The following is a 25,234-nucleotide window of genomic DNA, read 5'->3' on the forward strand; positions in this document are numbered from 1 at the left end:
AAAAGAGGAAGAGATCATGGCAGAGTCAATGAAAGGTTTACACCGTACTCACCGCTGTGCAGAACTTTCTGGTGCAAATATCGGCGAGAAGGTTACGGTTATGGGATGGGTACAGAAAAACAGAAATAAGGGCGGACTGGTATTTGTAGACGTTCGTGACCGCTCAGGAATTATTCAGGTAGTATTTGAAGAAGGAAAATGTGACGCAGAGTTGATCGAACGTGCGGCAAGCCTTAGAAGTGAATATGTAGTTGCGGTCGTAGGAACTGTTGAGAAGCGTTCCGGAGCCGTAAACGGCAATATCTCAACAGGAGAGATAGAAGTAATCCCAGAGCAGATGCGTATTCTGTCTGAATCTGAGACACCGCCGTTTCCGATTGAAGAGAATTCTAAGACAAAGGAAGAAGTGCGCCTGAAATATCGTTATCTGGATCTGAGAAGACCGGATCTTCAGAGAAACTTAATGATGAGAAGCAAGATTGCTACGCTGACCCGTCAGTTTCTTGCCGATGAAGGCTTTCTGGAGATTGAAACACCGATTCTTGGTAAGACGACTCCGGAAGGAGCGAGAGATTATCTTGTTCCGAGCAGGATTCATCCGGGCAGCTTCTATGGATTGCCGCAATCGCCGCAGCTTTACAAACAGCTTTTGATGTGTTCTGGATATGACCGTTATTTCCAGATTGCAAAATGTTTCCGTGACGAGGATTTGCGTGCCGACAGACAACCCGAATTTACCCAGATCGATATGGAGTTGTCCTTTGTAGATGTAGATGATGTGATTGATGTCAATGAGCGTCTCCTGGCAAAACTGTTTAAAGAGATACTGGATATTGAAGTGGAACTGCCGCTTCCGAGAATGACCTGGCAGGAAGCTATGGACCGTTATGGCTCCGATAAGCCGGATACCCGTTTTGGCATGGAACTGGTCGATGTGACAGAAGCGGTGAAAGACAGCGAGTTTGTTGTATTTAAGGGAGCCATTGAGAATGGAGGATCTGTTCGTGGTATCAATGCCAAAGGACAAGGAAGTATGCCGCGTAAAAAGATTGATAAGCTGGTAAGCTTTGCAAAGGATTTCGGTGCGAAAGGACTTGCTTATATTGCCATTCAAGAAGACGGAACAGTGAAATCTTCCTTTACAAAATTTATGACAGAAGAAGAAACCCAGAACCTGATTCAGACTATGAACGGTGAGAACGGAGACTTGCTGTTATTTGCAGCAGATAAAAATAAAGTAGTGTGGGACGTACTTGGCAACCTGAGGCTGGAACTGGCACGTCAGATGGAACTGTTGGATAAGAACGAGTATAAGTTTCTCTGGATCACTGAATTCCCACTGCTCGAGTGGAGCGAGGAGCAGAACCGTTTTACTGCAATGCACCATCCGTTTACCATGCCGATGGAAGAAGATCTGCAGTATATAGATTCTGATCCGGGAAGAGTCCGTGCAAAGGCATATGACATCACTCTTAATGGAAATGAAATTGGCGGCGGAAGTATCCGAATCCACCAGAATGAAATTCAGGAGAAGATGTTTGAGGTGCTTGGTTTTACAAAAGAGCAGGCATACAGTCAGTTTGGTTTCCTGCTGAATGCATTTAAATATGGTGTTCCGCCTCATGCCGGACTTGCGTACGGTCTGGACCGTATGGTCATGCTGATGGCGAAGGTAGACAGTATTCGTGATGTGATGGCATTCCCGAAGATAAAAGATGCATCCTGCCCGATGACAGAGGCTCCGAGTATGGCTGATGAGAAGCAGCTGGAAGAATTGGGACTGGCTCTGGCGGAGGAAGAAGCACATTCGTAACAGATGATTCATACACGGTATAATGAGGAAAAAGAGGGAAAGTGCCCTTTATCCTACTCTAAGAATACAAATTGCATGAATTGTCTGAAAAAAACAGAAAAATTCAGACACATAAATTGAAAAAATGTGTTGACTTTCAGGTGTTCCTATAGTATAGTTATTATTGTTCTGAGGAACACCTAAGAAATGCGATAGTGGCTCAGTTGGTAGAGTACGACCTTGCCAAGGTCGGGGTCGCGGGTTCGAACCCCGTCTATCGCTCTTAAGAAAAGGATTGATACGAAAGTATTGATCCTTTTTCTTGTGTGTGTCAAACACGAAGAAACCACTTTAGCAAATAAAGAAATGATACATAGGATGAGCTATAAAATCTATGACAGTGAAGGGGATTTAGTGGAAAGTGGAATCATGCCTATATCAAAAGAAGAAGCACAGTTACGTCTGGATTATGGTTCAAGAACATTGGTAAATGGTCAAACAATGGTATTAGATAATAATGGTTCAATGTTTATTGTTCCTAGTGGAGCATACATTACCATGGCATTTGGATTAAACAGAAATACTACTGTTTTTGCCGGAATTTATTGCTCAAATCAAGGAAGATATCTAAATTCATGGACAGGTTTTACAGGTGGCCATCAATTGAATATCAAATAAATAATGTGTCTCTCAAAAACCTACAGCTGGATTTTACAGAATCCGGCTGTAGATAAAAATCATGATTACTATCTTTTTGCAGTAAATAACATACTGTTGTGATATAAATAAATGAAAATTGGTTTCGAGTTAATAAGTTATATGTCAATAATATAAGAAAAATGGTATTCATTAAAGGTTATATTGACCAAAAAGAAAGTTAATCAAGTTTAAAAATTTCCCCCTTTTTTACTGTAATGGAGTCGGAACTTCCACCAACAAGGCAGACATAGTATTCACCTGATTTTAACGCATTTAATTCATAGTTTTGAAATAATCCATGTTCAGATTTTAATTCTTTCATTAATTTCCCATCATAAACATATTGATATATAATGGACTGACCTTTCCCATTATTTATTTCTGAAGGGTATAATTCAAGTTGAATCTGTAAGGCTTCCCCTTTTTTTAGATCCCATCCACTTCCATTCTCTTTTTTTAATATTACCATGGAATCATTTGTAAATATGAATTCTGGAACTAAAAAAATTCCATTTTCTTCTGTAACTGTAAACTCATCTACTACTCGTGGTATGTGGGCATCTTTTTCTATATTTTTTATGATATCACTTTCTTCAAGAATATTATACATTCCTTTAGATGTATTTTCAGCTTTCGCATTATACGTCAACTCTTTCCCTATTAAATGCTTATTTTCATCGCTCACTAATTCAATTCCACCTTCTAATACGGACAACTGCTTGATTGCAAAAACAGTTGAAGAAATTGTCATCAACACAAGTGCTGCAATAAGAAGTCGTCCTCTCCAAGTAACTCTTTTTCTTTTTCTATTCTTTGGAAGCATTTTCATAACATTTTGCAAAGTAATCTTGTAATCAAAATTTTGGTATAAAATCTTTTCGAGTTCTTGTTCATTCATATGATTTGTCAATAAATCTATGGATTCTTCTGAGATCAAGTCAAACATATCATAATAGCTAATTTTCATAAATAAACCCGCCTTTCTTTAAGAGTATTTTTAACTTTTCGCGGCTTCTTTTAAGCCATGTTTTAATTGTTGACTCTGATTGGTCTTCTTCTTTAGCAATTTGTTTAATTGTTTTTCCTTGAAAATAAAATTTTATCAAAACAATTTGATATTCTATACGCAATTCTTTCAGTGCGGATAGCAACATCTCACGCAATTCAATCTTTGAAAATTCATCACTGACTGTTAGAAGAATGTGTTCATCAAATGGAAGATGTGAAATATTTTTCTTTTTTTCATTTAATGAAATATTACGTGCCATAGCTCCTAAGTAGGGTTTTAGGTCGAAATAATTTTGAATATCTATTTTTTCCGCATTTTCCCATAGAGTAAAGAATATGTTATTAATTACTGCCTGCATGTCAAGAATATCTGTAAAACCCTCTAAAGTATTAAAAACAATAGTCGCAACGTAAGCATTATATTGACATATTACTTCTTCTAATGCTTTAGGGTCTTTTCTTTTTAAACGAGTAACGAGATCAACATAATTCATAAAATCACCTCCTGGTATCTATGATAATATATCGTTTAAGATTTATCTTTTAATATATATATAAGGAATAAATAATAAAGGTTTCAACCATTGAGAAATCTAAGGAGATGAAGTATAATATGAACACTTGGCGAGGTATTTTTGAGATTAGTCTGGTACAATAAATGGAAAGCTGACCGGGAAAAAGAGAGGAAAGAGGGAGTGACTGTGAGAATTGTCTATGAAATCATGCACGGAGAAGAAAAAACTGCCAGAATCGACACGCAGGGGCATTGTAAAATATATGCTCCTGCCATGATGCCATACAATTTGTATCTTGATGATACAGAGGAGGATGTGGATACACTGGTAAATAATGTGACAAATTTTTACTATTGGTGTGCCTCTCGCATGCTGACGTTGGACAGACAGTACGCAAAAGAGATATTGAACAGTATTGGAGAGTCGCAGACGATGACAGACCGAGGGCGGGCGCAGATCGCATTGAACTATCGCTGCGTGTCGCTGACAGATATTTACTGGGTAAAAAGAGAAGAAGAGACTGCCTTGTTCTCCGAAGTCAATTTGTACGAAAACCATTTGGACAATGCCTTTGTGGACGTCTCTCTTCGGGGAAAGCAGATGACCGTTGAGAATCAAAGTCTGGCAAGAGATTTGTCTACCAATGGCTGTTTTCCGAAAGCATGGGTACGAAGGGAAAAGAAATTTTTTCTGCTGAAAGACGGTGGAACGGATGCAGTGGAGCGGGAGATTCTTGCAAGTAAGGTGTGCCGGTGCTTTCGATGCCCACAGGTAATCTACAGGGAGGGAGTGTATGACGGAGAAAAAGTCTCAGTCAGTGAGATCATAACGTCTCTGTGCAACTCTATTGTATCGAGAGAGGCTTTTGAGGTATATGCGGTAAATCAGGAATTTGATGCTCTGGAATATATTTTGAAGCTGGATGAATATGATTTTTATATGATGAACATTTTGGATTATCTGGTTGGCAATACGGACCGGCATTGGGGAAATTGGGGACTTTTGATAGATAACCGGACGAATCAGGCGATTTCGCTTCATGCATTGATGGACTTTAATCAGGCATTTCAGGTTTATGATACATTGGAAGGGGCAAATTGCCAGACTTTGTATCAGAGAAAACTCAGTCAGAGAGAAGCGGCAGTGGAGGCGGTAAAGAAGATCGGACTGAATCAGATTGCAGAGATAGAGGAAAGCTGGTTTCAGGGGAAAAAAGAAGTATATGCAATGCTTAAGGCACGGCTTAAGGTGTTAAAGGAAGCGGGATGAAGTATCGCTTCGGGTATCAGAATAGAATAAAGAAAAGAAAAACACGTCTGACAAGGAAAAAGCTTGAGAACAGGCGTGTTTTTTAATCGTATAAGAAACTTTGCTCCCCATACGGTAAATTGAAATGGTTCAATGAATATCGCATTTGGAGGCATTGAATTATAAATTTTCTATCTTACCGGTGCAGTATTGTTTACAATCAGAAATGGGGACATGTATCCAAGATCAATGATGAAATTATTTCAAGAACATTCTAAGCATTTTTTCATACATCTTTTTGTATGGCTGATATCTCATCGGAAGATCCATCCACGTCTTTTTATCCACAATACTTTTATAGTGTGAGAAAGTACGAAATCCATCTTTTCCGTGGTATGAACCCATTCCGCTTTCACCAAATCCGCCGAATCCCATTTCGCTTGTTGCAAGATGAATGACTACATCATTGATACATCCGCCTCCGAAACCACATCTTGCAGTCACCTGTTTTGCAACAGACTGATCAGAAGTGAAGATATACAATGCAAGCGGGTGCGGCATGGAATTGATTTTTTCTACTGCCTGACCAAAACTGTCATATGTGACAATTGGAAGTACTGGACCGAAAATTTCTTCTTGCATAACCGGGTCTTCCCATGTGACATTGTTAAGTATAGTTGGTTCGATCTGCAAGGTCTTTTCGGATAATTTGCCTCCGTGACAGATTTTATTGCTATTAATGAGTCCGGTGATCCGATGGAAATGTTTCTCATTGATAATTTTACCATAATGTTTATTTTTCAGAGGTTCGTGTCCGAATTGTTTTGTAATCTGCTTCTTTAGCTCCTGAATGAGTGCATCTTTGACTGCTTTATCACAGTAAATGTAATCCGGGGCGACACAGGTCTGTCCGCAGTTTAAGTATTTCCCAAAGACGATTCGTCTGGCGGCAAGCTTTAAGTCGGCGGTTTTCTCCACGATACAGGGACTTTTGCCGCCCAGTTCCAGTGTGACGGGAGTTAAATGCTCCGAAGCATGCCGCATAACGTCTCTTCCGACAGCCGGGCTTCCGGTGAAGAAAATATAGTCAAAATGTTCTTCCAAAAGACAGGTGTTTTCCGCACGTCCGCCCAGAATAACGGATACATATTCCGGTGGGAAGCATTCTCCAATAATACGTTTTATCAGAGCACTTGTTGCCGGAGAATAAGCGCTGGGTTTTAGTACCGCGGTATTTCCGGCGGCAAGGGCGTCTACAAGCGGCTCAATGGCCAGCATAAACGGATAGTTCCAGGGGCTCATGATCAGAGTGACTCCGTATGGAGACGGTTTCTGGTAACTTTTGGAATGAAACTGGGCCAGGGGCGTCCAGACTGTTTTCTCCCTTGCAAATGCCCGGGTGTGTTTGACCATATAGCTTAACTCACTTAAGACAAGTCCTGTTTCGCACATGTAGGTTTCAAACGGACTCTTTCCCAAATCACTTTTTAATGCGGCGTTGATTTCTGCCTCATGCTCCAAAATACAGGCTTTCAATCTGCAAAGAGCGGATATACGGTATTCTACAGACAAGGTGGCTCCTGTATAGAAAAAACGGCGTTGTTTTTCTACAATTTTCTTGATTTCATCTGCTGTCATTTTGTTAGTCCTCCATTAACATATAATAGAACTTTTCCAGTTCTGCCGCGTCCATTAAGACAGGAACGGGATAGAGAGGATTCGCTTCTTTGTCCGCATAGTGAGATAGTTTGGGGATATCTTCCTCTTGAATTTCCGGAATGGTTGTTCCAATTCCGAATTCTTCGTTCATTTTCTTGATTTCCTGTATAAAGGTAAGAGCCGCCATTTCTTGGGGAGTCTCTTTTGCAGCAATTCCAGCGGCGACGGCAAGCTTGTGCAGTTTTTTATAAATTTGCGGTCCGTAGGCTTCCAGCACGTAAGGAAGAATTATCGAATTGGCAAGACCGTGGGACACATTGTATTCTCCGCCCAGAGAATGTGCAATCGCATGAACGTATCCTACATAGGATTTTGTAAATGCACATCCGGCATAATAGGAAGCATGCAGCATATTTTTACGATTATCGATATTGGAACCGTCATGATATACATCTCTTAAGTTTTCAAAAATAAGTTTTACTGCAAGCAATGCGTCTTTTCTCGTACCGTAAGTTGTAGAATTTCCGATAAATGCTTCAATAGCATGAGTAAGGGCGTCCATACCTGTTGTGGCGGTGATAAATGGCGGCATACTTAATGTCACCTTTGGATCGAGAATAGCATACCGGGGGATCAGCGGAAAATCGTTGATGGCGTATTTATGTCTTGTTAAATCATCTGTTATCACAGCAGCAAGGGTTGTTTCGCTTCCTGTACCTGCCGTAGTAGGAATGGCGATCAGAAGCGGAAGCTTCCGGTGTATTTTAAGGATTCCTTTCATTTTGGCAAGAGACTGTCTGGGCTTTGCAATACGGGCGCCTACTGCTTTGGCACAGTCTATACAGGAACCGCCGCCGAATCCGATGATCGCGTCACAGCCGTTTTCCTGATAGAGTTCAAGAGCATCCGCTACATTGACTGTTGTCGGATTCGGAACAGTCTTGTCATAGATCACATAGGAAATATCTTCAGCATCCAGACAACGTTCCAGCCGTTTTGTAAGACCCAGTTTTAGGATTGCTTTATCAGTAATGATCAGAGTGCGGCTGCATTTGTGTTTCTTTATGATGTCTGGAATTGCTTTGACACTTTTTGATATCTTCGGCTTCCTGTATGGAAGGAAGGGAAGTGCAATTTTTAATCCTGTCTGGAAAGTTCTGCAATATAATTTTTTAATACGATTCATGTTATAGATTCCTTTCGATTTGGTCAATATTATCGGCGATAACAGAGAGTACACGGTAGAAAATCTCCCGTTCCTCATGGGTAATTCCCTTTCCTGTCTGCTCGGTAATGTAGAGAATAACTTTCTGGATTTCTTGTGCATATTTCTTGCCTTTATCTGTTAAAATGACTTTTGCACGGTATTTTTTTCCGGCGGAAGCATCCATATAAGAAATGAATCCATCGGAATCCAACTCTGAGAGAATACGGGAAACGGCTGCTTTGTCCTCGTTACATTTCAGACACAGATCAGCTGCGGTTAGACCTTCTGGAGCACAAGACAAGTGGTAAAGACACATCGCATGTGTGCTCTTGAGACCGAAAGCTGACATCTGTTGCTTTTTGATTTTCTGTATTTTTTTATAAATGCGGGAAACTCCATTGGTCAGTTTTTCAAATCTGTCGATCATAATCAAAGATGTCTCCTTATTACCAAATATGATTACAATTATCTAGAAGTTGATTTATCAACAAGGTTCAATGAAAATATACCACCGAGATGTTGAGTTGTCAATAAAATAGCGTTTTATTTATGACTAGTCATATCTGATGAACTATGCTATGATAGGAAACAGCAGATTTAATAGATAGTATGGAATATAATATAATGTGGGAGGCAGAGAAATGGCGAAGAAAATAAAAGTGGCATTACTGGGTGCCGGAACAGTTGGAACCGGGGTTTATAAGCTGATTCAGAGGAGGGCAGACGTGATGGAGAAGACCATCGGCGCTAAGCTGGAACTGAAGAAGATTCTGGTTCATAGTCTCGGTAAGAAAAGAGAAGGGATTGACGAGAGTCTGTTGACAGATAACTGGCAGGAGATTCTAAATGATGAGGAGATTCAGATTGTGATTGAGGTGATGGGAGGTATCGAGCCTGCAAGAACAATGATTTTGGAAGCCCTCCATGAGGGAAAGCATGTGGTAAGTGCGAACAAGGATCTGATTGCGGTGCACGGCGGAGAGCTTTTAGATGCGGCAGAGGAGAAAAAATGCGATTTCTTATTTGAAGCAGCTGTGGCAGGCGCGATACCGATCATCCGTCCGTTGAAGCAGTGTCTGGCAGGCAATGAAATCAGCGAGGTGCTTGGAATTGTTAACGGTACGACGAACTATATTCTGACAAAAATGTTTGAAGAGAATATGGGCTTTGAAGAAGCTCTCGCAAAAGCAACCGAGCTGGGGTATGCAGAAGCTGATCCGACAGCCGACGTAGAAGGTCTGGACGCAGGACGTAAGGTTGCAATCATGGCGTCTATTGCTTTTCATTCAAGAGTGGTATTTGATGATGTATATACGGAAGGTATTACAAAGATTACATCAGAAGACATCGCCTATGCAAAGGAATTTGACAGTGTGATCAAGCTGCTTGGTGTGACACGCAATACAGAAAACGGAATCGAAGCGAGCGTTTATCCGATGATGTTAAATAAAGACCATCCACTGGCATCTGTGCGGGATTCTTTCAATGCTGTATTTGTTCATGGAGATGCAGTGGATGACGCTATGTTCTACGGACGTGGAGCGGGAGAGCTGCCTACGGCAAGCGCGATTATAGGGGATGTCATTGATGTGGCAAGAAATCTACAGTACGGCTGTACCGGACGCATCAGCTGCACCTGTTATAATCAGACTCCTGTTAAAGCATTTGACGAGGTGAGAAATAAATTCTTCCTTCGTATGCAGGTGCACAATAAACCGGGAGTACTGGCACAGATAGCTCAAGTGTTTGGAGACCATAAGGTAAGCATTACAAGAGTTGTACAGAAGAACGCACAGTCAGAACAGGCGGAGCTTGTAATTGTAACCGAGAAGGTAAAAGAGAAGCATTTGAAAAATGCACTTCATGTATTGAAAGAAATGGATGATATTATTGAAATCAGCAGCGTAATCCGCGAGTATTAGGCTATAAACAGGTAGTAAAGAATATAGCACAAATCGAAGGTGGGTGATTGTGTGGAAAAGAGAGGAAACCAGATTGGTTTCATAGTCAAACAGATTAATAATATTTATGAGAAAGAATTAAATGAACGGCTGAAAAAATTGGGAATCACTTCATCCCAGTGTGCGGTATTGGATTATTTATTTCATACAAATAAAGAAGAGGTCAATCAGCGTGATGTGGAGCGAAGTCTTAGTCTGAAGAATCCGACTGTGACAGGGATCTTGAAACGGATGGAGGAAAAGGGGTTTATTTTAAGCGTGCCAAATGCAGTGGATAAGCGGAAGAAAAACATTTACCTGACTGAAAAGGCATATGATATTCAAAGGAAGATGGATGCAGACAGACGTAAACTCGACAAGCGGCTGACGATCGGACTGAGCAAGAAGGAAGTAGCCGCGCTTAGCAGAGGACTTGAGAAAGTATTGTATAATATTTCTGAGCCGTGATATAACATGATGCCAGGATTGTTGTAAATACGGCGGTGGAACAAAACAGGGAGGTAGCAAATTTGAGTTACGCAGATAAAGTATTTATTGATATGTGTAAAGACATTATTGAAAATGGGACAAGTACCGAGGGAGAGAAGGTGCGTCCGGTGTGGGAAGACGGAACGCCGGCGTATACGATTAAGAAATTCGGTGTGGTCAACAGATATGATCTCTCCAAAGAATTTCCGGCGCTGACGCTTCGGCGTACCGGTATCAAGAGCTGTACCGATGAATTGTTGTGGATCTGGCAGAAGAAGTCCAACAATATCAATGATCTGAACAGTCATATCTGGGACAGCTGGGCAGATGAGAAAGGTTCCATCGGGAAAGCATACGGTTATCAGATGCAGGTAAAGCATCAGTACAGAGAAGGGATGATGGATCAGGTAGACAGGGTAATTTATGACTTGAAGAACCATCCGTACAGCCGCCGCATTATGACAAATATCTATGTACATCAGGACTTACATGAGATGAATCTCTATCCGTGTGCATATAGTATGACATTCAATGTGACAAAGGAGAAGGACAGTGACAGGCTGACGCTGAACGGTATTTTAAACCAGCGTTCACAGGATGTGCTGGCGGCAAATAACTGGAATGTGTGCCAGTATGCGGTACTGCTTCATATGCTGGCACAGGTGTGTGATATGAAGGTAGGCGAATTCGTGCATGTGATCGCAGACGCCCATATTTATGACCGTCATATCCCGCTGATTCAGGAATTGATTTCCAGAAAACCGCTTCCGGCGCCGGATTTCTGGCTGAATCCTGAGATTCGGGATTTCTATGATTTTACAACGGAGGATGTTCGTCTGGATCATTATGAGACACATCCGCAGATTAAGAATATTCCGATTGCGGTATAAATAAAAGAATGGAGAATATAAGATGAAGGCAATAGCAGCAGTAGACAGTAACTGGGCGATTGGAAATAAAAACCGCCTGCTGACGAGTATACCGGCAGATATGAAGTTCTTCCGTGAAAAGACAAATGGTCATGTAGTTGTGATGGGGCGAAAGACATTGGAGAGTTTCCCCAACGGACTTCCGCTTAAGAACCGCACCAACATTGTACTGACGGCAAACAAAAATTATCAGGCCAAGGATGCGGTTATCGTTCATACAGAAGAGGAGCTTCTGGAAGAGTTGAAGAAATATGATACTGAAGAGGTTTATATTATCGGTGGGGAGAGTATATATCAAATGATGATTCCGTATTGTGATACCGCGTATATCACAAAGATCGATCATGCTTACGAGGCAGACACATATTTTCCAAATCTGGATGTAATGGACGGTTGGAGGATGACGGAGGAAAGCGAAGAGCAGACCTGCTTTGATCTGGAGTATACTTTTACAAAATATGAAAAGAAATGTTACTGCGAATAGTAACATGTTAGGAAGGATAAGATATCGTTGGCGGATTCGATATAGATGCTGCCGGTTTATCAGCTCTGATATGATATAAGGAGACCAATGGTATATGGATGAAATAGCAGTGTGGAACAATAATACTTTAATGATAGCGGCAATTTTAATGGCTGTACCGGGGGCAGTTTATGTAAGGGGCAGGGAACGGAATAAGAAAAAAGTGCTGGTTTTTAAAGCGTTGGCAACTCTTGTCGCAGACGTTCTGGCAGTGGCGGTTGCCGTACACCATGGAACATTTGCGGCATGGTGTGTGGCAATAGGGATTTTCCTCTATGCATGTGCGGATATTTTGCTGGAGATTCAATTTGTTTCAGGAATTATCTGTTTTGGCATCGGACATCTATGGGTGATCGCCGGAATCGGAATGGAGGGGATTTCTGGTGTTGTGACAGCGGTCATTTTTGTATTTCTGTATGGATCTGCATTATGGATATTCCATCCGCATATGAAAAAACTGAAGCAGTTAAAAATACCGGGCTTAATCTATGCGGCGCTGCTCTGTATGATGTGCGCTGCCGCAGTTGGCGCAGCACTTACAAATGGTACTGCATGGAAGTGGACGAGGGCAGTGGGAGGGTTATGCTTTGTGATTTCTGATGGAATTATTGCAAAGAACTTTGTAAAACGTTCCCGAAGCCGCCTGAGCGGAATTGTGCTGATGGTATTGTATTATACAGCAGTGTTTTTGCTGGGGGCAGCAGGAATATAAAAAAAGTTGGTTTGAGCATGTCATTTTTAGAGCTTTTATCTAGGAATAGAGCTTAATGATTTCTTCGGCAATAGATCGTTTTGCAGCACAGCGGTCCATTGCCTGTTTTTCTATGTAGCGGTGAGCTTCGGGCTCACTCATGGAAAGTTCACTGATCAAAATCCATTTTGCCTTGTTGACCAGACGTATTTCAGCCATTTTTTCATTGATGGATAAAGATTTCTTTTCAAATAGCCTCAGACGTTCTCTGGCACTTTCCATCCAGCTAAGGGCATGTACCATGGTCGGCTTTGAGGTGGGCTTTGGCAGTGTGAATACTCCATATTCAGAAACCCGGTCGTGAATACTGGCATGGATATCACTTTTTACCAGAAGCAGGACGGCGGATTGTTTGCCGCAGCAGGTATCGATGGCAAAACGAGTACCGGCGTCATCAGGCAAAGGAGCATTAATGATAACAAAATCAAAAGTCTTTTCTGCAAGCACACGTTTGGCGGCGCTGACACTGGTAACATTATGGATCGGGCAGTATCTTGTTTCGGGAAGCAGGTCGGCAAAGGCAGAGGTGAAGCTATCTGTTGCAGATACGATAAGTATACTATAAACACGTTCTTTTAAAGACATTTTGCACCTCCCCTTTTCATTAGTCTGTATTATTGATTGCAATAAATATCTAAGATGGCAGACGGTATATATTTTCTGACAAAATCACTGTTTGCAGCAACATTGCATGCTGATTTATAATCTCCGGGAAGCTGTTTGAATTTTGCAAGAGTATCTTCGTCTGTTTTATACAGGTTGATATCCGCAGGTGGCGTCAGCTCCGATTTGTTTTGGATTCCATCTAAAATGGCATAAATTATCAGAGAAAATGCCAGATAGGTATTTGCAGATGGATCAGGAGAACGAAGTTCCATACGGCGGTATTCGCTTACAGCAGCAGGGACTCTTATAAGTTGGGAACGGTTCTCACAAGACCATGAAACATATCTTGGAGCCTTATTACGTCCAAGGCGCTCATAGGAATTTTCAGTTGGATTTAAAAATACTGTCATCTCAGAAACCTTGTCCATAATACCTGCTATCAGGTAACTCATGTTGTCTGTATCATCAGAGGATTTCACAGATATATTGATATGAAAACCATTACCTGGTTTATCTTCTAATGGTTTTGGGCTGAAATCCGCATAAAGACCATTTCGTCTGGCGACTGTTTTTACAACTGTCTGAAAAGTCATGGCATTATCAGCGGCAGTCAGAGGATCAGAATAACGAATATCAATTTCGTTTTGTCCCGGTCCTTCTTCATGATGGGAGCTTTCCGGCTGAATTCCCATCTGTTCCAGCGTCAGGCATACTTCGCGGCGGATATTTTCTCCCCTGTCTTCCGGGGCAATATCCATATAGCTTGCGTTATCATAAGGGTCTTTGGTCGGGCTTCCATCATCATCCAGAGTGAATAGGTAGAATTCCTGTTCAGCACCAAAGAAGAATTGCAATCCAGCATTTTCGGCATCCTGAATTGCTTTTTTTAAAATAGAACGAGTATCACATTCAAATGTTTTTCCGTCTGACCGGATAATATTACAGAACATTCGTACCACACGGCCATGTTCAGGTCTCCATGGAAGGGGCATTAGTGTGTCTGCATCCGGATGGAGAAACAGGTCGGAATGGTTTTCATCGCCAAATCCTGCGATGGCAGATGCATCAATGGAGATTCCACATTCAAAAGCGCGGGGAAGTTCCTCGGACATGATGGATATGTTTTTCTGTTTGCCAAATACATCACAAAAGGCGAGGCGGATGAATTTTACATCTTCCTCTTGAACATATTGGATTACTTCTTCTTTTGAATACTTCATAAGCCTACCTACTTTCCTTTGAGTTGTGCAGATTTTAGTTCGCTACATACATTTGTTTGTATGGATTTTTACTGTCTGGTGTAATAACTGTAAATGGAGCAGATAAAAGTTCGTCTAAAGAATATCCGAAGTTATCGCAGTATTCGGAAAGGTATTCGTGGATCTCTGTTAAATCCCTGGGGCCTGCACATCTTACAGTTACCTGTTTGGGAAAACGAATCTCTTCGCAGTTTCCGCGCAGGAACATTTTTCCACCGTGCATTCCGGTACATGGAAAATTACCTACGATACGTTTGCCGTCTTTGTCAAGTCCAAGGACGATAATGATGCCGCCTGCCTGATATTCGCCGAGGAAGCTTCCGGCACATCCCCCGATGATCATGACCGGAATTTTTTCTTTGTAAGCCTTCATGTGGATTCCGGCACGATATCCGGCATTGCCCTGTACATAAATTTTTCCACCGCGCATGGCATAACCGGCAGCATCCCCGATGCTTCCGTGAATCAGGATCTTACCCTCATTCATGGTATCGCCAACAGCGTCCTGTGCATTGGCTTTTACGGTAATATGGGCATTGTTTAAGTATGCCCCCAGAGCATTGCCGGGGATTCCATTGATCGTAACATTCTTATCAGACATACCGGCAGCGATAAATCTCTGTCCGTGGCAGCATTCAATGGTACACTCCCTGTCTGCTTCACGGAGTGCCTTATTAACAGCTTCATAATCTAAATTTGCAGCATTAATGACTTGCATATTATACCACACCTCCCAAAAATTGTTTACGTTTTTCTATGAAAAATTTGCAGAAGCAGCATTATCACTGTTACTGTGCACAGTAACGCATTACTCCCCGGCGTGAGAAATACCAAGTATTTCAAGTTCCTTTTCTGTTAATCCAATGCCGCGCAGCATCAGTCGGTTCCCTCGTAAAGCCTCGATGGAATTAATCCCCATTCCACCCATCAGTTCTTTGATCTCATGATTCCATGCAGTCATCAGATTCGTCAGACGTTCACTTCCCGTTTCCGGATTCAGCCTTTTTACAAGTTCCGGACGCTGGGTTGCAATGCCCCAGTTACATTTACCGCTCTGGCAAGTACGGCAGAGGTGACAGCCCAGAGCCAGAAGAGCAGCAGTAGCCATATAACAGGCATCGGCACCAAGGGCAATGGCTTTGACCACATCGGCGGCACTTCGGATACTTCCGCCGACCACCAGTGATACATTGTTACGGATACCTTCGTCACGCAGTCTTTGGTCAACAGAAGCGAGCGCCAGTTCAATAGGAATACCAACATTGTCCCTAATTCTGGTGGGAGCAGCCCCGGTACCGCCGCGAAAGCCGTCAATGGCAATAATGTCTGCACCGCTTCGTGCGATACCGCTTGCAATTGCTGCAATATTGTGTACGGCAGCTACTTTTACAATAACGGGCTTCACATATTGAGTAGCTTCCTTTAAGGAGAAGACGAGCTGGCGTAAATCCTCAATGGAATAAATATCATGGTGAGGAGCCGGAGATATAGCATCAGAGCCTTCCGGAATCATACGGGTGCGTGATACGGCACCGACAATTTTTTCGCCGGGAAGATGTCCGCCAATGCCCGGTTTTGCCCCTTGTCCCATTTTAATTTCTATTGCGGCGCCCGTTTCCAGATAATCCTCATGGACGCCGAAACGTCCAGAGGCTACCTGTACAATAGTATTTTTTCCATAGCAGTAAAAATCTTCATGCAGACCACCCTCGCCGGTGTTATACAAGATGCCGAGCCTGCCTGCGGCAAGCGCCAAAGATTTATGGGCATTGTAGCTGATAGATCCGTAGCTCATGGCAGAGAACATGACAGGCATGGAAAGTTCCAGCTGCGGCGGTAATTTGCAGTCTAATTTTCCATCCTCTGTACGACTTACTTTCTGTGGTTTTTTACCAAGGTAAACTCTGGTTTCCATCGGCTCCCGCAGCGGATCAATGGAAGGGTTTGTGACCTGTGACGCATTGATCAGGATTTTGTCCCAATATACAGGGAGAGGGGCAGGATTGCCCATGGAGGATAAAAGGACACCACCGCTGTTTGCCTGTTTGTAAATCTCTTTCATCGTATCGTTTGACCAGTTTGCATTTTCTCGCATGGTACAGTCACTTTTTATGATTTTTAATGCTCTGGATGGACAGAAAGAAACACAACGCTGACAATTTACACATTTCGATTCATCACATTTCATAGTTTTATGTTCTCCATCGTAGCTGTGGACTTCGTTGGCGCACTGTCGTTCGCATACCCGGCAGGCAATGCATCTGTTTTCATTTCTGATTACTTCAAATTCCGGATAGATAAATTCAATACTCATTAAAACACACCTTCCTTTACTTTCACAATGACGGGCTCACCGCCGCCGGGAGACCAGATGTTTTCTGCGTTTGGCTCCATGGTCCGGATGGCAGCTTCTTCGCTGGCGATGAAGACCTTGTCATCTTTTTCCCCGACTACCATAGAACGCAGTTTCAACCGGTCATTCAACGCCATCAATCCGCCGTTAAATCCTAAAACGATGGAGAAAGGACCGGTCACAAGCAGACTCGGGAACATAGTTCTGAGATAGGTATGCTTTTTCTGATCTTCCAAATCTGTTTTCGCCGCAATAGTGCTCCAGAATGGGGCGGCAATGACACTTGCAGCTTCACCAAGGGTAAGACCCTGTACACGGAGCAGATAATCCATGATATAGGTAATGACTTCAGTATCGGTCTGGAGGGTACATTTATAGCCAAACATTTCGATAAATCGGCGGTTTGCATCATAAGAGGAAATTTCTCCATTATGTACGACAGAGTAGTCAAGCAGAGTAAACGGATGCGCTCCGCCCCACCATCCGGGTGTGTTTGTCGGATAGCGTCCGTGGGCTGTCCATGAGTATCCTTCATATTTTTCCAGTTTATAAAAAACACCTACATCTTCGGGGAAACCTACCGCTTTGAATGCACCCATGTTTTTACCGCTGGAAAAAACATGGGCACCGGGCATTTCAGCATTTATTTTCATAACTGTTCCGGCAACAAATTCTTTTTCATCCAACTGCAAAGATACCAGCATAGATTTTAACGGAGCAACAAAATATCTCCATATAATAGGCTCGTCTGTAATCGCCGGGATCTTGCGGGTCGGAATGACTTCCGATTGGATGATTTCAAACCTGCTTTTTAGGAAATCTTCGATTGATATGGCAAAAACAGAGATCGCTCCGGCGGTAAGTGCATATGTACTGGAGCTTGCGGATACAGCGGCAGCAAAGAAAGCTGTTGATACTTCTATTTCATGCAGTTACGAAGCAAGACTGCTGAAGAAGCTGGCAAGGCTGGAAGACCAGATTGCCATCAAAGCAGAAGAACTGGATGATGCTGTGATGAGACTTCAGGATGCAAAGGACATTGAAGAGGAATCTTATATGATCCGAGATGTTGTCTTAGGTAAAATGGGTGAACTCCGGGTTGCCTGTGACGAAGCAGAAACACTGACGGCAAAGAAATACTGGCCATTTCCGACATATGGAGATTTACTGTTTGGCGTAAAATAAAAGTGATGACGTAGAATAAAGGTCAGAAAAGATAGAAAATTTACGGAGGTAGATTCATATGTGTTCTATAATGGGTTACTGTAGCAGTGCTGACTATGATGTTTTTATGGAAGGATTTCAAAGGACCAAATCAAGAGGTCCGGATGACAGCCGAGTGGTTGAAACCGGCAATGGCTTACTTGGGTTTCATAGATTATCAATTATGGGACTGACCCCATTTGGGATGCAGCCATTTAAGTATGGGAAAAGTTATGTAGTATGCAATGGAGAAATTTATGGATTTGAGAAACTGAAAGAGGAACTGTCAGTAAAATATACATTTGAGAGTGAATCGGACTGCGAGATACTTTTACCCTTATATCAGGAATACGGTACAGATATGTTTGCCATGCTTGATGCAGAGTTTGCCTGTATCATCTATGATGGGGATGTGGGAGAATTTATTGCGGCAAGAGATCCGATCGGAATCCGTCCATTGTATTATGGATATGACAGGGAAGGCGCTGTTATATTTGCAAGTGAAGCGAAAAATCTGGTAGGGCTGACGGATAAGATTGAGCCGTTTCCACCGGGACATTATTATAAAGACGGTCAGTTTATCTGCTATTGTGACATTTCAGAAGCAGCCGCGGTCTGTCACGATGATCTGGAAACGGTCTGCAAGTGTATTCATGATAAACTGTCAGCCGGCGTGGAGAAACGTCTTATAGCTGACGCAAAGGTGGGCTTTCTGCTTTCCGGCGGTCTGGATTCTTCTTTGGTATGTGCTATCGCGGCAAAGAAAAGTAAACAGCCGATCAAGACCTTTGCGATCGGTATGAGTGAAGATGCCATTGACTTAAAATACGCAAAACAGGTGGCAGATTACATCGGAAGTGACCATACAGAGGTTTATATGACACCGGATGAAGTGCTGTCTTCGCTGGAAACGGTTATTCAGCTGCTTGGAACCTATGATATTACCACCATCCGTGCATCTATAGGAATGTATCTGGTGTGTAAGGCAATTCATGAACAGACCGATATCCGTGTTCTTTTGACCGGCGAGATCTCCGATGAATTGTTTGGTTATAAGTATACGGACTTTGCGCCGGATGCGAGAGCCTTTCAAAAGGAATCACAGAAACGGATCCATGAACTTCATATGTATGATGTTCTCTGTGCGGATCGTTGTATCTCAGTAAATTCACTGGAAGCAAGAGTTCCGTTTGGCGATCTGGATTTTGTAAAATATGTGATGGCGGCAGATCCGGAATTGAAGCTTAATACTTATGGAAAAGGAAAATATTTGCTGCGTCATGCGTTTGAACAGGGGGATTACCTGCCGGATGAAATTCTCTGGAGAGAGAAGGCTGCATTTTCAGATGCAGTAGGGCATTCCATGGTTGACTACTTGAAGGAATATGCGGAAAAGCAATACACAGATGCGGAATATAAAAGCAGATGCGGAAGCTATACTTATGCCAGACCATTTACAAAAGAATCTTTATTATATAGAGAAATTTTTGAAAAATATTATCCGGGGCAGGCAGAGATGGTAGCAGGCTTCTGGATGCCGAACAAAGAATGGGAAGGATGCGATGTAAACGATCCTTCTGCAAGGGTACTGTTGAACTATGGTGACAGTGGAAAATAGGATGAAGGAAATGAAGTATTTGAGCAAATATATTTTTGTGACCGGAGGTGTGGTATCCGGTCTGGGAAAAGGGATCACAGCAGCTTCTCTTGGCAGGCTTTTAAAAGCAAGAGGCCTAAGAGTGGCAGCCCAGAAGTTAGACCCATATATTGATGTAGATCCCGGTACTATGAGTCCATACCAGCATGGCGAGGTATATGTGACCGAAGACGGGGCGGAAACGGATCTGGATCTGGGTCACTATGAAAGATTTATTGACGAAGACCTGAATAAATACTCTAATCTGACGACAGGAAAGGTTTACTGGAATGTATTAAACAAGGAACGAAGAGGAGAATATCTTGGTTCTACGGTACAGGTCATTCCACATATTACAAATGAAATCAAGGAATTTGTGTATCGTGTAGGAAAAAAGACGGATGCAGATGTGGTGATTACGGAGATTGGCGGTACTATTGGGGATATTGAATCCCAGCCATTTCTGGAAGCGGTGCGTCAGATTTCACTGGAGGTTGGCAAGGAGAATAGCTTATTTGTCCATGTGACGTTAGTCCCTTATTTAAGCGGTTCGGAAGAACATAAGTCAAAGCCGACCCAGCATTCGGTTAAAGAGCTTCGAGGAATGGGGATCGATCCCAATATTATTGTTCTGCGTTCTGATAAGCCGTTAGAAGAATCTATCTTCCGGAAAATTTCTCTTTTCTGTAATGTGAAAACGGATTGTGTGATTGAAAACAGGACATTATCAAATCTCTACGAAGCACCGTTGATGTTAGAAAAGTCTGGATTTTCAGATGTTGTATGCAGAGAACTTTACATTGATGCACCGGCGCCGGATCTGGCAGATTGGGAACAGATGGTGGAACATATCCGAAATCGCTCAAGGAAAGTACACATCGGTCTGATTGGAAAGTATGTGAAACTCCATGATGCATATCTGTCTGTAGCAGAAGCAATGAACCATGCAGGGTATGAACTGAATACATTTGTAAAAGTCCATTGGATTGATTCAGAAAGTATTACGAAGGAAAACGTTAATGACGTATTGGGCAGTCTGGATGGAATCATAGTTCCGGGTGGATTTGGAAACCGTGGTATCGAAGGAATGATTCTGTCAGCAAAATATGCCCGTGAAAATCAGATACCTTACTTTGGCATCTGTCTGGGTATGCAGATTGCCGTCATTGAATTTTCAAGGAACGTTCTGGGGCTTGAGGAGGCATATTCGGGAGAATTTGACGAACAGTGCGCCCATAAGGTAATTGATTTTGTGCCGGGACAGAGTGATGAGATTGACAAAGGCGGTACACTTCGTCTGGGAAGCTATCCATGCAGGATTAAAGCCGGAACAAAAATGGAAGAATGCTATGGTGATAAACTGATCCATGAGCGCCATCGCCATCGCTACGAGTTTAATAATAAATATCGTGAGGAACTGACGGGGGCAGGACTTGTAATAAGTGGAACTTCTCCGGATGATAGACTTGTTGAAACTATAGAACTGCAGGGGCATCCGTTTTTTGTAGGAGTACAGTTTCATCCCGAGTTTAAGAGCCGGCCAAATCAGTCGCACCCGTTGTTTAAAGGATTTATTTCGGCGGCATTAAAGCAGTAGGAAAGGGGAGTAAAAAATGTGTGGAATTATTGGATTTGCAGGAAAGAAAGAGGCTGTTCCGACATTGATCGATGGTCTGGAACGATTGGAATACAGGGGATATGATTCAGCAGGAGTTGCGGTTGTATCAGCAGACGGGAGATTACAGGTGAAGAAGAGCAAAGGACGTCTTTTTGTTCTGCGAGAGTTATTGGATACTCAAAATCCCTTGTTGGGAAACATAGGAATCGGTCATACCAGATGGGCGACCCATGGAGAACCAAATGATACGAATGCACATCCCCACATTGGGCAGGAAGGAAAGATTGCAGTTGTCCATAACGGCATTATAGAAAACTATCTGGAAATCAAACAGTCTCTGATCCGTAAAGGAGTCCATTTTTCTTCTGACACGGATACAGAAGTGATCGTCCAGTTACTGGAATATTACTATAGGAAGAAATCAAACCTGATGGATGCAGTTTATGCAGTATTACACCGTATTAAGGGCGCCTATGCCATGGGGATTCTCTGTTCGGATTATCCGGAACAGATGATAGCGGCAAGAAAAGACGCTCCCCTTTTAATTGGTTACGGAGAGAAGGAAAATTATATTGCCTCAGATGTGACGGCGCTTCTTGCTAATACAAGGACTGTTACCTATATGGAAGATGATGAAGTGGCTGTTATTACGGCAGATCAAGTTCAAATATATGACAGAGACAGATTTCTTCTGGAAAAAGAAAAACACAGAATTGAGTGGGACGTTTCCGCGGCTGAAAAAGGTGGATATGCACATTTCATGTTGAAAGAAATTATGGAACAGCCGGAAGCAGTACGAAAAACAATCTCGCCAAGGCTGGCAGATGGGGAAATTGTGCTGGAAGAATTAAATGATATAAAAGAGTTAGCGGAGAATATTTCCAGAATCTATATTGTTGCATGCGGTTCTGCTTATCATGTAGGTATGGTAGGAAAGTATATATTGGAGAAACTTCTGCATATTCCGGTAGAAGCCTGTCTTGCATCAGAATTCAGATATAGTGAGCCGCTGCTTGGAGAATCGGCGCTTGTAATTGTAATCAGTCAGTCAGGGGAAACTCTGGATTCCATGGCGGCACTTCGGGAAGCAAAGCGAAAAGGCTCTAAAGTCTTGTCGATTGTAAATGTCATGGGAAGCTCCATAGCAAGAGAATCGGATCATGTACTTTATACATGGGCAGGACCGGAAATTGCCGTAGCGACTACAAAAGCATATACTACGCAGATGGTGCTTTTAATTATGTTTGGTATCTGTCTGGCAAAGCAGTTAAACAGAATCGAACAAAATGAATATACGGTAATTGTCAGAGAACTCCAAGATTTGCCGGAAAAGATAAGTGTTGTTTTGAATGATTTGGATATTTATCAGAAAGCAGCCTCCAGATATTTCAATCATAACAGTGTTTTCTATATTGGCCGTAATCTGGATTATGCATTGGGACTGGAAGGTTCTTTGAAGTTGAAAGAAATTTCATATATCCATTCAGAATCCTATGCGGCAGGAGAACTGAAGCATGGAACGATTTCTTTGATAGAACCGGGAACACTGGTCGTCGCTCTGGCAACTTATGAGCCATTGGTTGAAAAATCTTTGTCCAATATTGTTGAAGTAAAATCCAGAGGGGCGGAAGTAATTGCAATGACTACGGAGCAGAGCGTAAACCCGATAAACAGTCAGGCATCGGAAGTGTTTGTGATACCAAGGGTACATTCACTTCTGCAGCCGGTTCTCGGCGTGATTCCGTTACAGCTTTTTGCATATTCCGTTGCACTGAATCGTGGCTGTGATATTGATAAACCAAGGAATCTGGCAAAATCCGTCACAGTAGAATAAGGCAGGAAGAAGACCTGCGTCATTATCTGAAAACTGCGGTAGAGATTGAAGAAGATAAACCGGTACTGGTAGACAAATATATCTGTGGGAAAGAAGTTGAAATCAATGCTGTTTGTGACGGTACGGACGTATTTGTTCCGGGAATCATGGAGCTGGTAGAAAGGATGGGGGTTCATTCCGGCGATTCTATCAGTGTATATCCGACATTTAATATCCAGTTTATCGTGGACAAAGAGGAGAATGTATTTATCATTGAGGTGAATCCACGCTCTTCGAGAACAGTTCCATTTCTGTCAAAAGCAACCGGATATCCATTGGCTGATATAGCAACAAAAGTCATTCTAGGAAAAGATCTAAAGAAGCAGGGGATTACTGAGATCTATCCGAAAGAAAAGGAGAGACGGTATGTGAAGGTACCTGCATTTTCCTTTGCGAAGCTGAATGGCGTGGATGCCTACCTGTCGCCGGAGATGAAGTCTACGGGAGAGGCGGTCGGATACGATAAGAAGCTTCACAGGGCAATGTATAAAGCAATGATTGCTTCCGGTGTTCATTATGAAGATGGTGTTGTGATCCGAAGTGCGGCAACACAGAATAATATTACCATGCTCACATCGCTGGATACTGTTAAGGTGCTTTTAGATGTGCTGGAGGAAGTGACCATTGGCATATCTACGATAGATGCTGAATGAAAGAAGGAGAATAGAATGATCAGACCGAATATGTATTATAATGAATTGAAAGATTCCTATCTTTTTTATAATATTGCGCAGAAAACAAAGGCTTATGTAGAGGGACATCCGGGAGTGAAGCTTTTGAGAATGGGGATAGGAGATGTCTCACTGCCTTTATGTGATGCTGTAATTAAGGCGCTTCATGAAGCTGTGGACGATCAGGCGGCAAAAATAAACTTTCATGGGTATATGCCGGAATGCGGAGACCCGTTTTTGAGAGAGACGATTGCAAAGTATTATGGGAACAGAGGTGTTTCTCTGTCTTCGGAGGAAGTATTTATCTCTAGTGGGGCAAGTGATGAGCTGGGAGATATTTTGGATCTATTTGATCGTTCTTGTTCCGCATTGGTTATTGAACCAGCTTATCCGGCGTATGTGGATGCGAATGTGATGACAGGAAGGAAGATCGTACATCTGGCTTCCGGGGAAGAAAATGGATTCCTGCCTGAGCCGAGCGAAGAAACAAAAGCAGACTTACTTTATATCTGCTCGCCAAACAATCCTACCGGCGCCGTTTTTTCACGCAGCCAGCTTCAGGCATGGGTGGATTTTGCAAATGAAAACGGTTCGGTGATTCTCTTTGATGCGGCGTATGAAGCCTTTATTGAGGACGAAACACTTCCGCATAGTATTTTTGAACTGGATGGGGCAAAAACATGTGCTGTTGAAATCTGCTCTTTGTCTAAGACTGCTGGTTTTACAGGAACCAGGCTTGGATATACGGTAATACCGAAAGCATTGAAACGCAATGGAATGAATCTGAATGAAATGTGGGTGCGCAATCGTACAACAAAGACAAATGGTGTGTCTTACATTATTCAGAAAGGCGGGGCAGCGGTTTTTACGGAGAAAGGACAGAAGCAGATTCATGAAAACATTCAGGTCTATAAGAAAAATGCAAAGGTACTGATGGAAGTACTTGATCAGCTTGGAATTTGGTATTGTGGAGGAAAGAATGCTCCATATATCTGGATAAAGTGTCCAAATGGAATGGGAAGCTGGGAGTTTTTTGATTATCTGTTACATGAGATTCAAGTTGTGGGAACGCCGGGAGAAGGGTTTGGAGCTTGTGGAGAAGGCTATTTCCGGTTCTCAACTTTTGGTTCACCGGAAGATACAGAAGAAGCGGCGGCATGCCTTATAAAATGTTTTTTGGATTAAAAAGCATCAAGGATTCGCCGTTGACAAAGCAAAAACTGCCCATTATAATAAATAAAGTAGATGGAAGGTG

At 42.5% G+C, this 25,234-nt stretch carries 23 protein-coding genes, 1 tRNA gene and 1 pseudogene; 15 read left to right on the forward strand and 10 right to left on the reverse strand.

Features of this window, described 5'->3' with window-relative positions; genetic code table 11:
* The first annotated feature begins 16 nt into the window (after window positions 1–16).
* The 3 genes from aspS to NFS18_RS02715 all read left to right on the forward strand — a co-directional run bounded on the left by aspS (window position 17) and on the right by NFS18_RS02715 (window position 2,470).
* Window positions 17–1,813 (forward strand): aspartate--tRNA ligase, encoded by a 1,797-nt coding sequence (gene aspS, locus NFS18_RS02705; RefSeq protein ID WP_251387579.1) that lies wholly within the window; start codon window positions 17–19, stop codon window positions 1,811–1,813.
* 188 nt (window positions 1,814–2,001) lie between these two features.
* Window positions 2,002–2,074, forward strand: a tRNA-Gly gene (locus NFS18_RS02710).
* 96 nt (window positions 2,075–2,170) lie between these two features.
* Window positions 2,171–2,470 (forward strand): hypothetical protein, encoded by a 300-nt coding sequence (locus NFS18_RS02715; RefSeq protein ID WP_251387589.1) that lies wholly within the window; start codon window positions 2,171–2,173, stop codon window positions 2,468–2,470.
* A gap of 199 nt (window positions 2,471–2,669) precedes the next feature.
* On the opposite strand, the gene NFS18_RS02720 is transcribed toward NFS18_RS02715, so the two are convergent.
* Together NFS18_RS02720 and NFS18_RS02725 are read right to left on the reverse strand one after the other, a co-directional pair.
* Window positions 2,670–3,458 carry a hypothetical protein gene (locus NFS18_RS02720; protein ID WP_251387591.1) on the reverse strand — a complete coding sequence of 263 codons (789 nt, stop codon included), beginning with the start codon at window positions 3,456–3,458 and terminating at the stop codon, window positions 2,670–2,672.
* Window positions 3,448–3,993: an RNA polymerase sigma factor gene (locus NFS18_RS02725; protein ID WP_251387592.1), complete on the reverse strand. Its 546-nt coding sequence runs from the start codon at window positions 3,991–3,993 to the stop codon at window positions 3,448–3,450. The genes NFS18_RS02720 and NFS18_RS02725 overlap by 11 nt, the downstream gene beginning before the upstream one ends.
* 228 nt (window positions 3,994–4,221) lie before the next feature.
* Here NFS18_RS02725 and NFS18_RS02730 point away from each other — a divergent pair, with 228 nt between their 5' ends.
* On the forward strand, window positions 4,222–5,283 hold the full coding sequence (locus tag NFS18_RS02730; RefSeq protein ID WP_251387858.1) for a HipA domain-containing protein: 1,062 nt from the start codon (window positions 4,222–4,224) through the stop codon (window positions 5,281–5,283).
* Window positions 5,284–5,520: 237 nt separating this feature from the next.
* On the opposite strand, the gene NFS18_RS02735 is transcribed toward NFS18_RS02730, so the two are convergent.
* Genes NFS18_RS02735 through NFS18_RS02745 form a run of 3 tightly spaced genes read right to left on the reverse strand, consistent with a single transcriptional unit; the run spans window position 5,521 to window position 8,555 of the window.
* A complete protein-coding gene (locus NFS18_RS02735; RefSeq protein WP_251387594.1) occupies window positions 5,521–6,900 on the reverse strand; it encodes an aldehyde dehydrogenase in 1,380 nt (459 codons plus the stop codon).
* Between the two features lie 4 nt (window positions 6,901–6,904).
* Window positions 6,905–8,107 carry an iron-containing alcohol dehydrogenase gene (locus tag NFS18_RS02740; RefSeq protein WP_251387596.1) on the reverse strand — a complete coding sequence of 401 codons (1,203 nt, stop codon included), beginning with the start codon at window positions 8,105–8,107 and terminating at the stop codon, window positions 6,905–6,907.
* Window position 8,108: 1 nt separating this feature from the next.
* The gene (locus NFS18_RS02745; protein ID WP_251387606.1) at window positions 8,109–8,555 is read right to left on the reverse strand and encodes a MarR family winged helix-turn-helix transcriptional regulator; all 447 of its coding nucleotides are present in this window, start codon (window positions 8,553–8,555) and stop codon (window positions 8,109–8,111) included.
* Between the two features lie 214 nt (window positions 8,556–8,769).
* Between NFS18_RS02745 and NFS18_RS02750 the strand changes: the two genes are divergently transcribed.
* The 5 genes from NFS18_RS02750 to NFS18_RS02770 all read left to right on the forward strand — a co-directional run bounded on the left by NFS18_RS02750 (window position 8,770) and on the right by NFS18_RS02770 (window position 12,721).
* On the forward strand, window positions 8,770–10,050 hold the full coding sequence (locus NFS18_RS02750) for a homoserine dehydrogenase (RefSeq protein WP_251387608.1): 1,281 nt from the start codon (window positions 8,770–8,772) through the stop codon (window positions 10,048–10,050).
* A 51-nt stretch (window positions 10,051–10,101) separates the two neighbouring features.
* On the forward strand, window positions 10,102–10,536 hold the full coding sequence (locus tag NFS18_RS02755) for a MarR family winged helix-turn-helix transcriptional regulator (RefSeq protein ID WP_251387616.1): 435 nt from the start codon (window positions 10,102–10,104) through the stop codon (window positions 10,534–10,536).
* Window positions 10,537–10,598: 62 nt separating this feature from the next.
* Entirely contained in the window at window positions 10,599–11,447 is an 849-nt protein-coding gene (gene thyA, locus NFS18_RS02760) for a thymidylate synthase (RefSeq protein WP_251387619.1), read from the forward strand.
* A gap of 22 nt (window positions 11,448–11,469) precedes the next feature.
* The gene (locus NFS18_RS02765; protein WP_251387620.1) at window positions 11,470–11,970 is read left to right on the forward strand and encodes a dihydrofolate reductase; all 501 of its coding nucleotides are present in this window, start codon (window positions 11,470–11,472) and stop codon (window positions 11,968–11,970) included.
* A 94-nt stretch (window positions 11,971–12,064) separates the two neighbouring features.
* Window positions 12,065–12,721, forward strand: coding sequence for a lysoplasmalogenase (locus NFS18_RS02770; RefSeq protein WP_251387621.1), 657 nt, complete (start codon window positions 12,065–12,067; stop codon window positions 12,719–12,721).
* Window positions 12,722–12,760: 39 nt separating this feature from the next.
* Here the strand turns inward: NFS18_RS02770 and NFS18_RS02775 are convergent, their stop codons facing one another.
* The 5 genes and pseudogenes from NFS18_RS02775 to NFS18_RS02795 all read right to left on the reverse strand — a co-directional run.
* Window positions 12,761–13,345, reverse strand: a complete 585-nt coding sequence (locus NFS18_RS02775; RefSeq protein WP_251387622.1) for an ANTAR domain-containing response regulator — start codon at window positions 13,343–13,345, stop codon at window positions 12,761–12,763.
* 29 nt (window positions 13,346–13,374) lie between these two features.
* Window positions 13,375–14,586 carry a glutamine synthetase family protein gene (locus NFS18_RS02780; RefSeq protein WP_251387623.1) on the reverse strand — a complete coding sequence of 404 codons (1,212 nt, stop codon included), beginning with the start codon at window positions 14,584–14,586 and terminating at the stop codon, window positions 13,375–13,377.
* Window positions 14,587–14,620: 34 nt separating this feature from the next.
* Entirely contained in the window at window positions 14,621–15,343 is a 723-nt protein-coding gene (locus NFS18_RS02785) for a GltB/FmdC/FwdC-like GXGXG domain-containing protein (RefSeq protein ID WP_251387624.1), read from the reverse strand.
* Between the two features lie 90 nt (window positions 15,344–15,433).
* A complete protein-coding gene (locus tag NFS18_RS02790; protein WP_251387627.1) occupies window positions 15,434–16,939 on the reverse strand; it encodes a glutamate synthase-related protein in 1,506 nt (501 codons plus the stop codon).
* Window positions 16,939–17,802, reverse strand: a pseudogene (locus NFS18_RS02795) (class II glutamine amidotransferase); the annotation flags it as partial. The pseudogene NFS18_RS02795 and the gene NFS18_RS02790, both read right to left, overlap by 1 nt.
* A gap of 7 nt (window positions 17,803–17,809) precedes the next feature.
* Between NFS18_RS02795 and NFS18_RS02800 the strand changes: the two are divergent.
* The 6 genes from NFS18_RS02800 to NFS18_RS02825 all read left to right on the forward strand — a co-directional run bounded on the left by NFS18_RS02800 (window position 17,810) and on the right by NFS18_RS02825 (window position 25,164).
* Window positions 17,810–18,163: a hypothetical protein gene (locus NFS18_RS02800; protein ID WP_251387629.1), complete on the forward strand. Its 354-nt coding sequence runs from the start codon at window positions 17,810–17,812 to the stop codon at window positions 18,161–18,163.
* Between the two features lie 58 nt (window positions 18,164–18,221).
* A complete protein-coding gene (gene asnB / locus NFS18_RS02805) occupies window positions 18,222–19,799 on the forward strand; it encodes an asparagine synthase B (protein ID WP_251387631.1) in 1,578 nt (525 codons plus the stop codon).
* Window positions 19,800–19,818: 19 nt separating this feature from the next.
* Window positions 19,819–21,414: a CTP synthase gene (locus NFS18_RS02810; RefSeq protein WP_251387860.1), complete on the forward strand. Its 1,596-nt coding sequence runs from the start codon at window positions 19,819–19,821 to the stop codon at window positions 21,412–21,414.
* 16 nt (window positions 21,415–21,430) lie between these two features.
* Window positions 21,431–23,269 (forward strand): glutamine--fructose-6-phosphate transaminase (isomerizing), encoded by a 1,839-nt coding sequence (gene glmS, locus NFS18_RS02815; RefSeq protein ID WP_251387633.1) that lies wholly within the window; start codon window positions 21,431–21,433, stop codon window positions 23,267–23,269.
* Window positions 23,270–23,415: 146 nt separating this feature from the next.
* Window positions 23,416–23,961, forward strand: a complete 546-nt coding sequence (locus NFS18_RS02820; RefSeq protein ID WP_277613521.1) for an ATP-binding protein — start codon at window positions 23,416–23,418, stop codon at window positions 23,959–23,961.
* Window positions 23,962–23,976: 15 nt separating this feature from the next.
* Window positions 23,977–25,164 carry an LL-diaminopimelate aminotransferase gene (locus NFS18_RS02825; RefSeq protein ID WP_251387641.1) on the forward strand — a complete coding sequence of 396 codons (1,188 nt, stop codon included), beginning with the start codon at window positions 23,977–23,979 and terminating at the stop codon, window positions 25,162–25,164.
* Window positions 25,165–25,234: the final 70 nt, after the last annotated feature.

The organism is Mediterraneibacter agrestimuris, assembly GCF_943193195.1.
Taxonomy (GTDB): domain Bacteria; phylum Bacillota; class Clostridia; order Lachnospirales; family Lachnospiraceae; genus Schaedlerella; species Schaedlerella agrestimuris.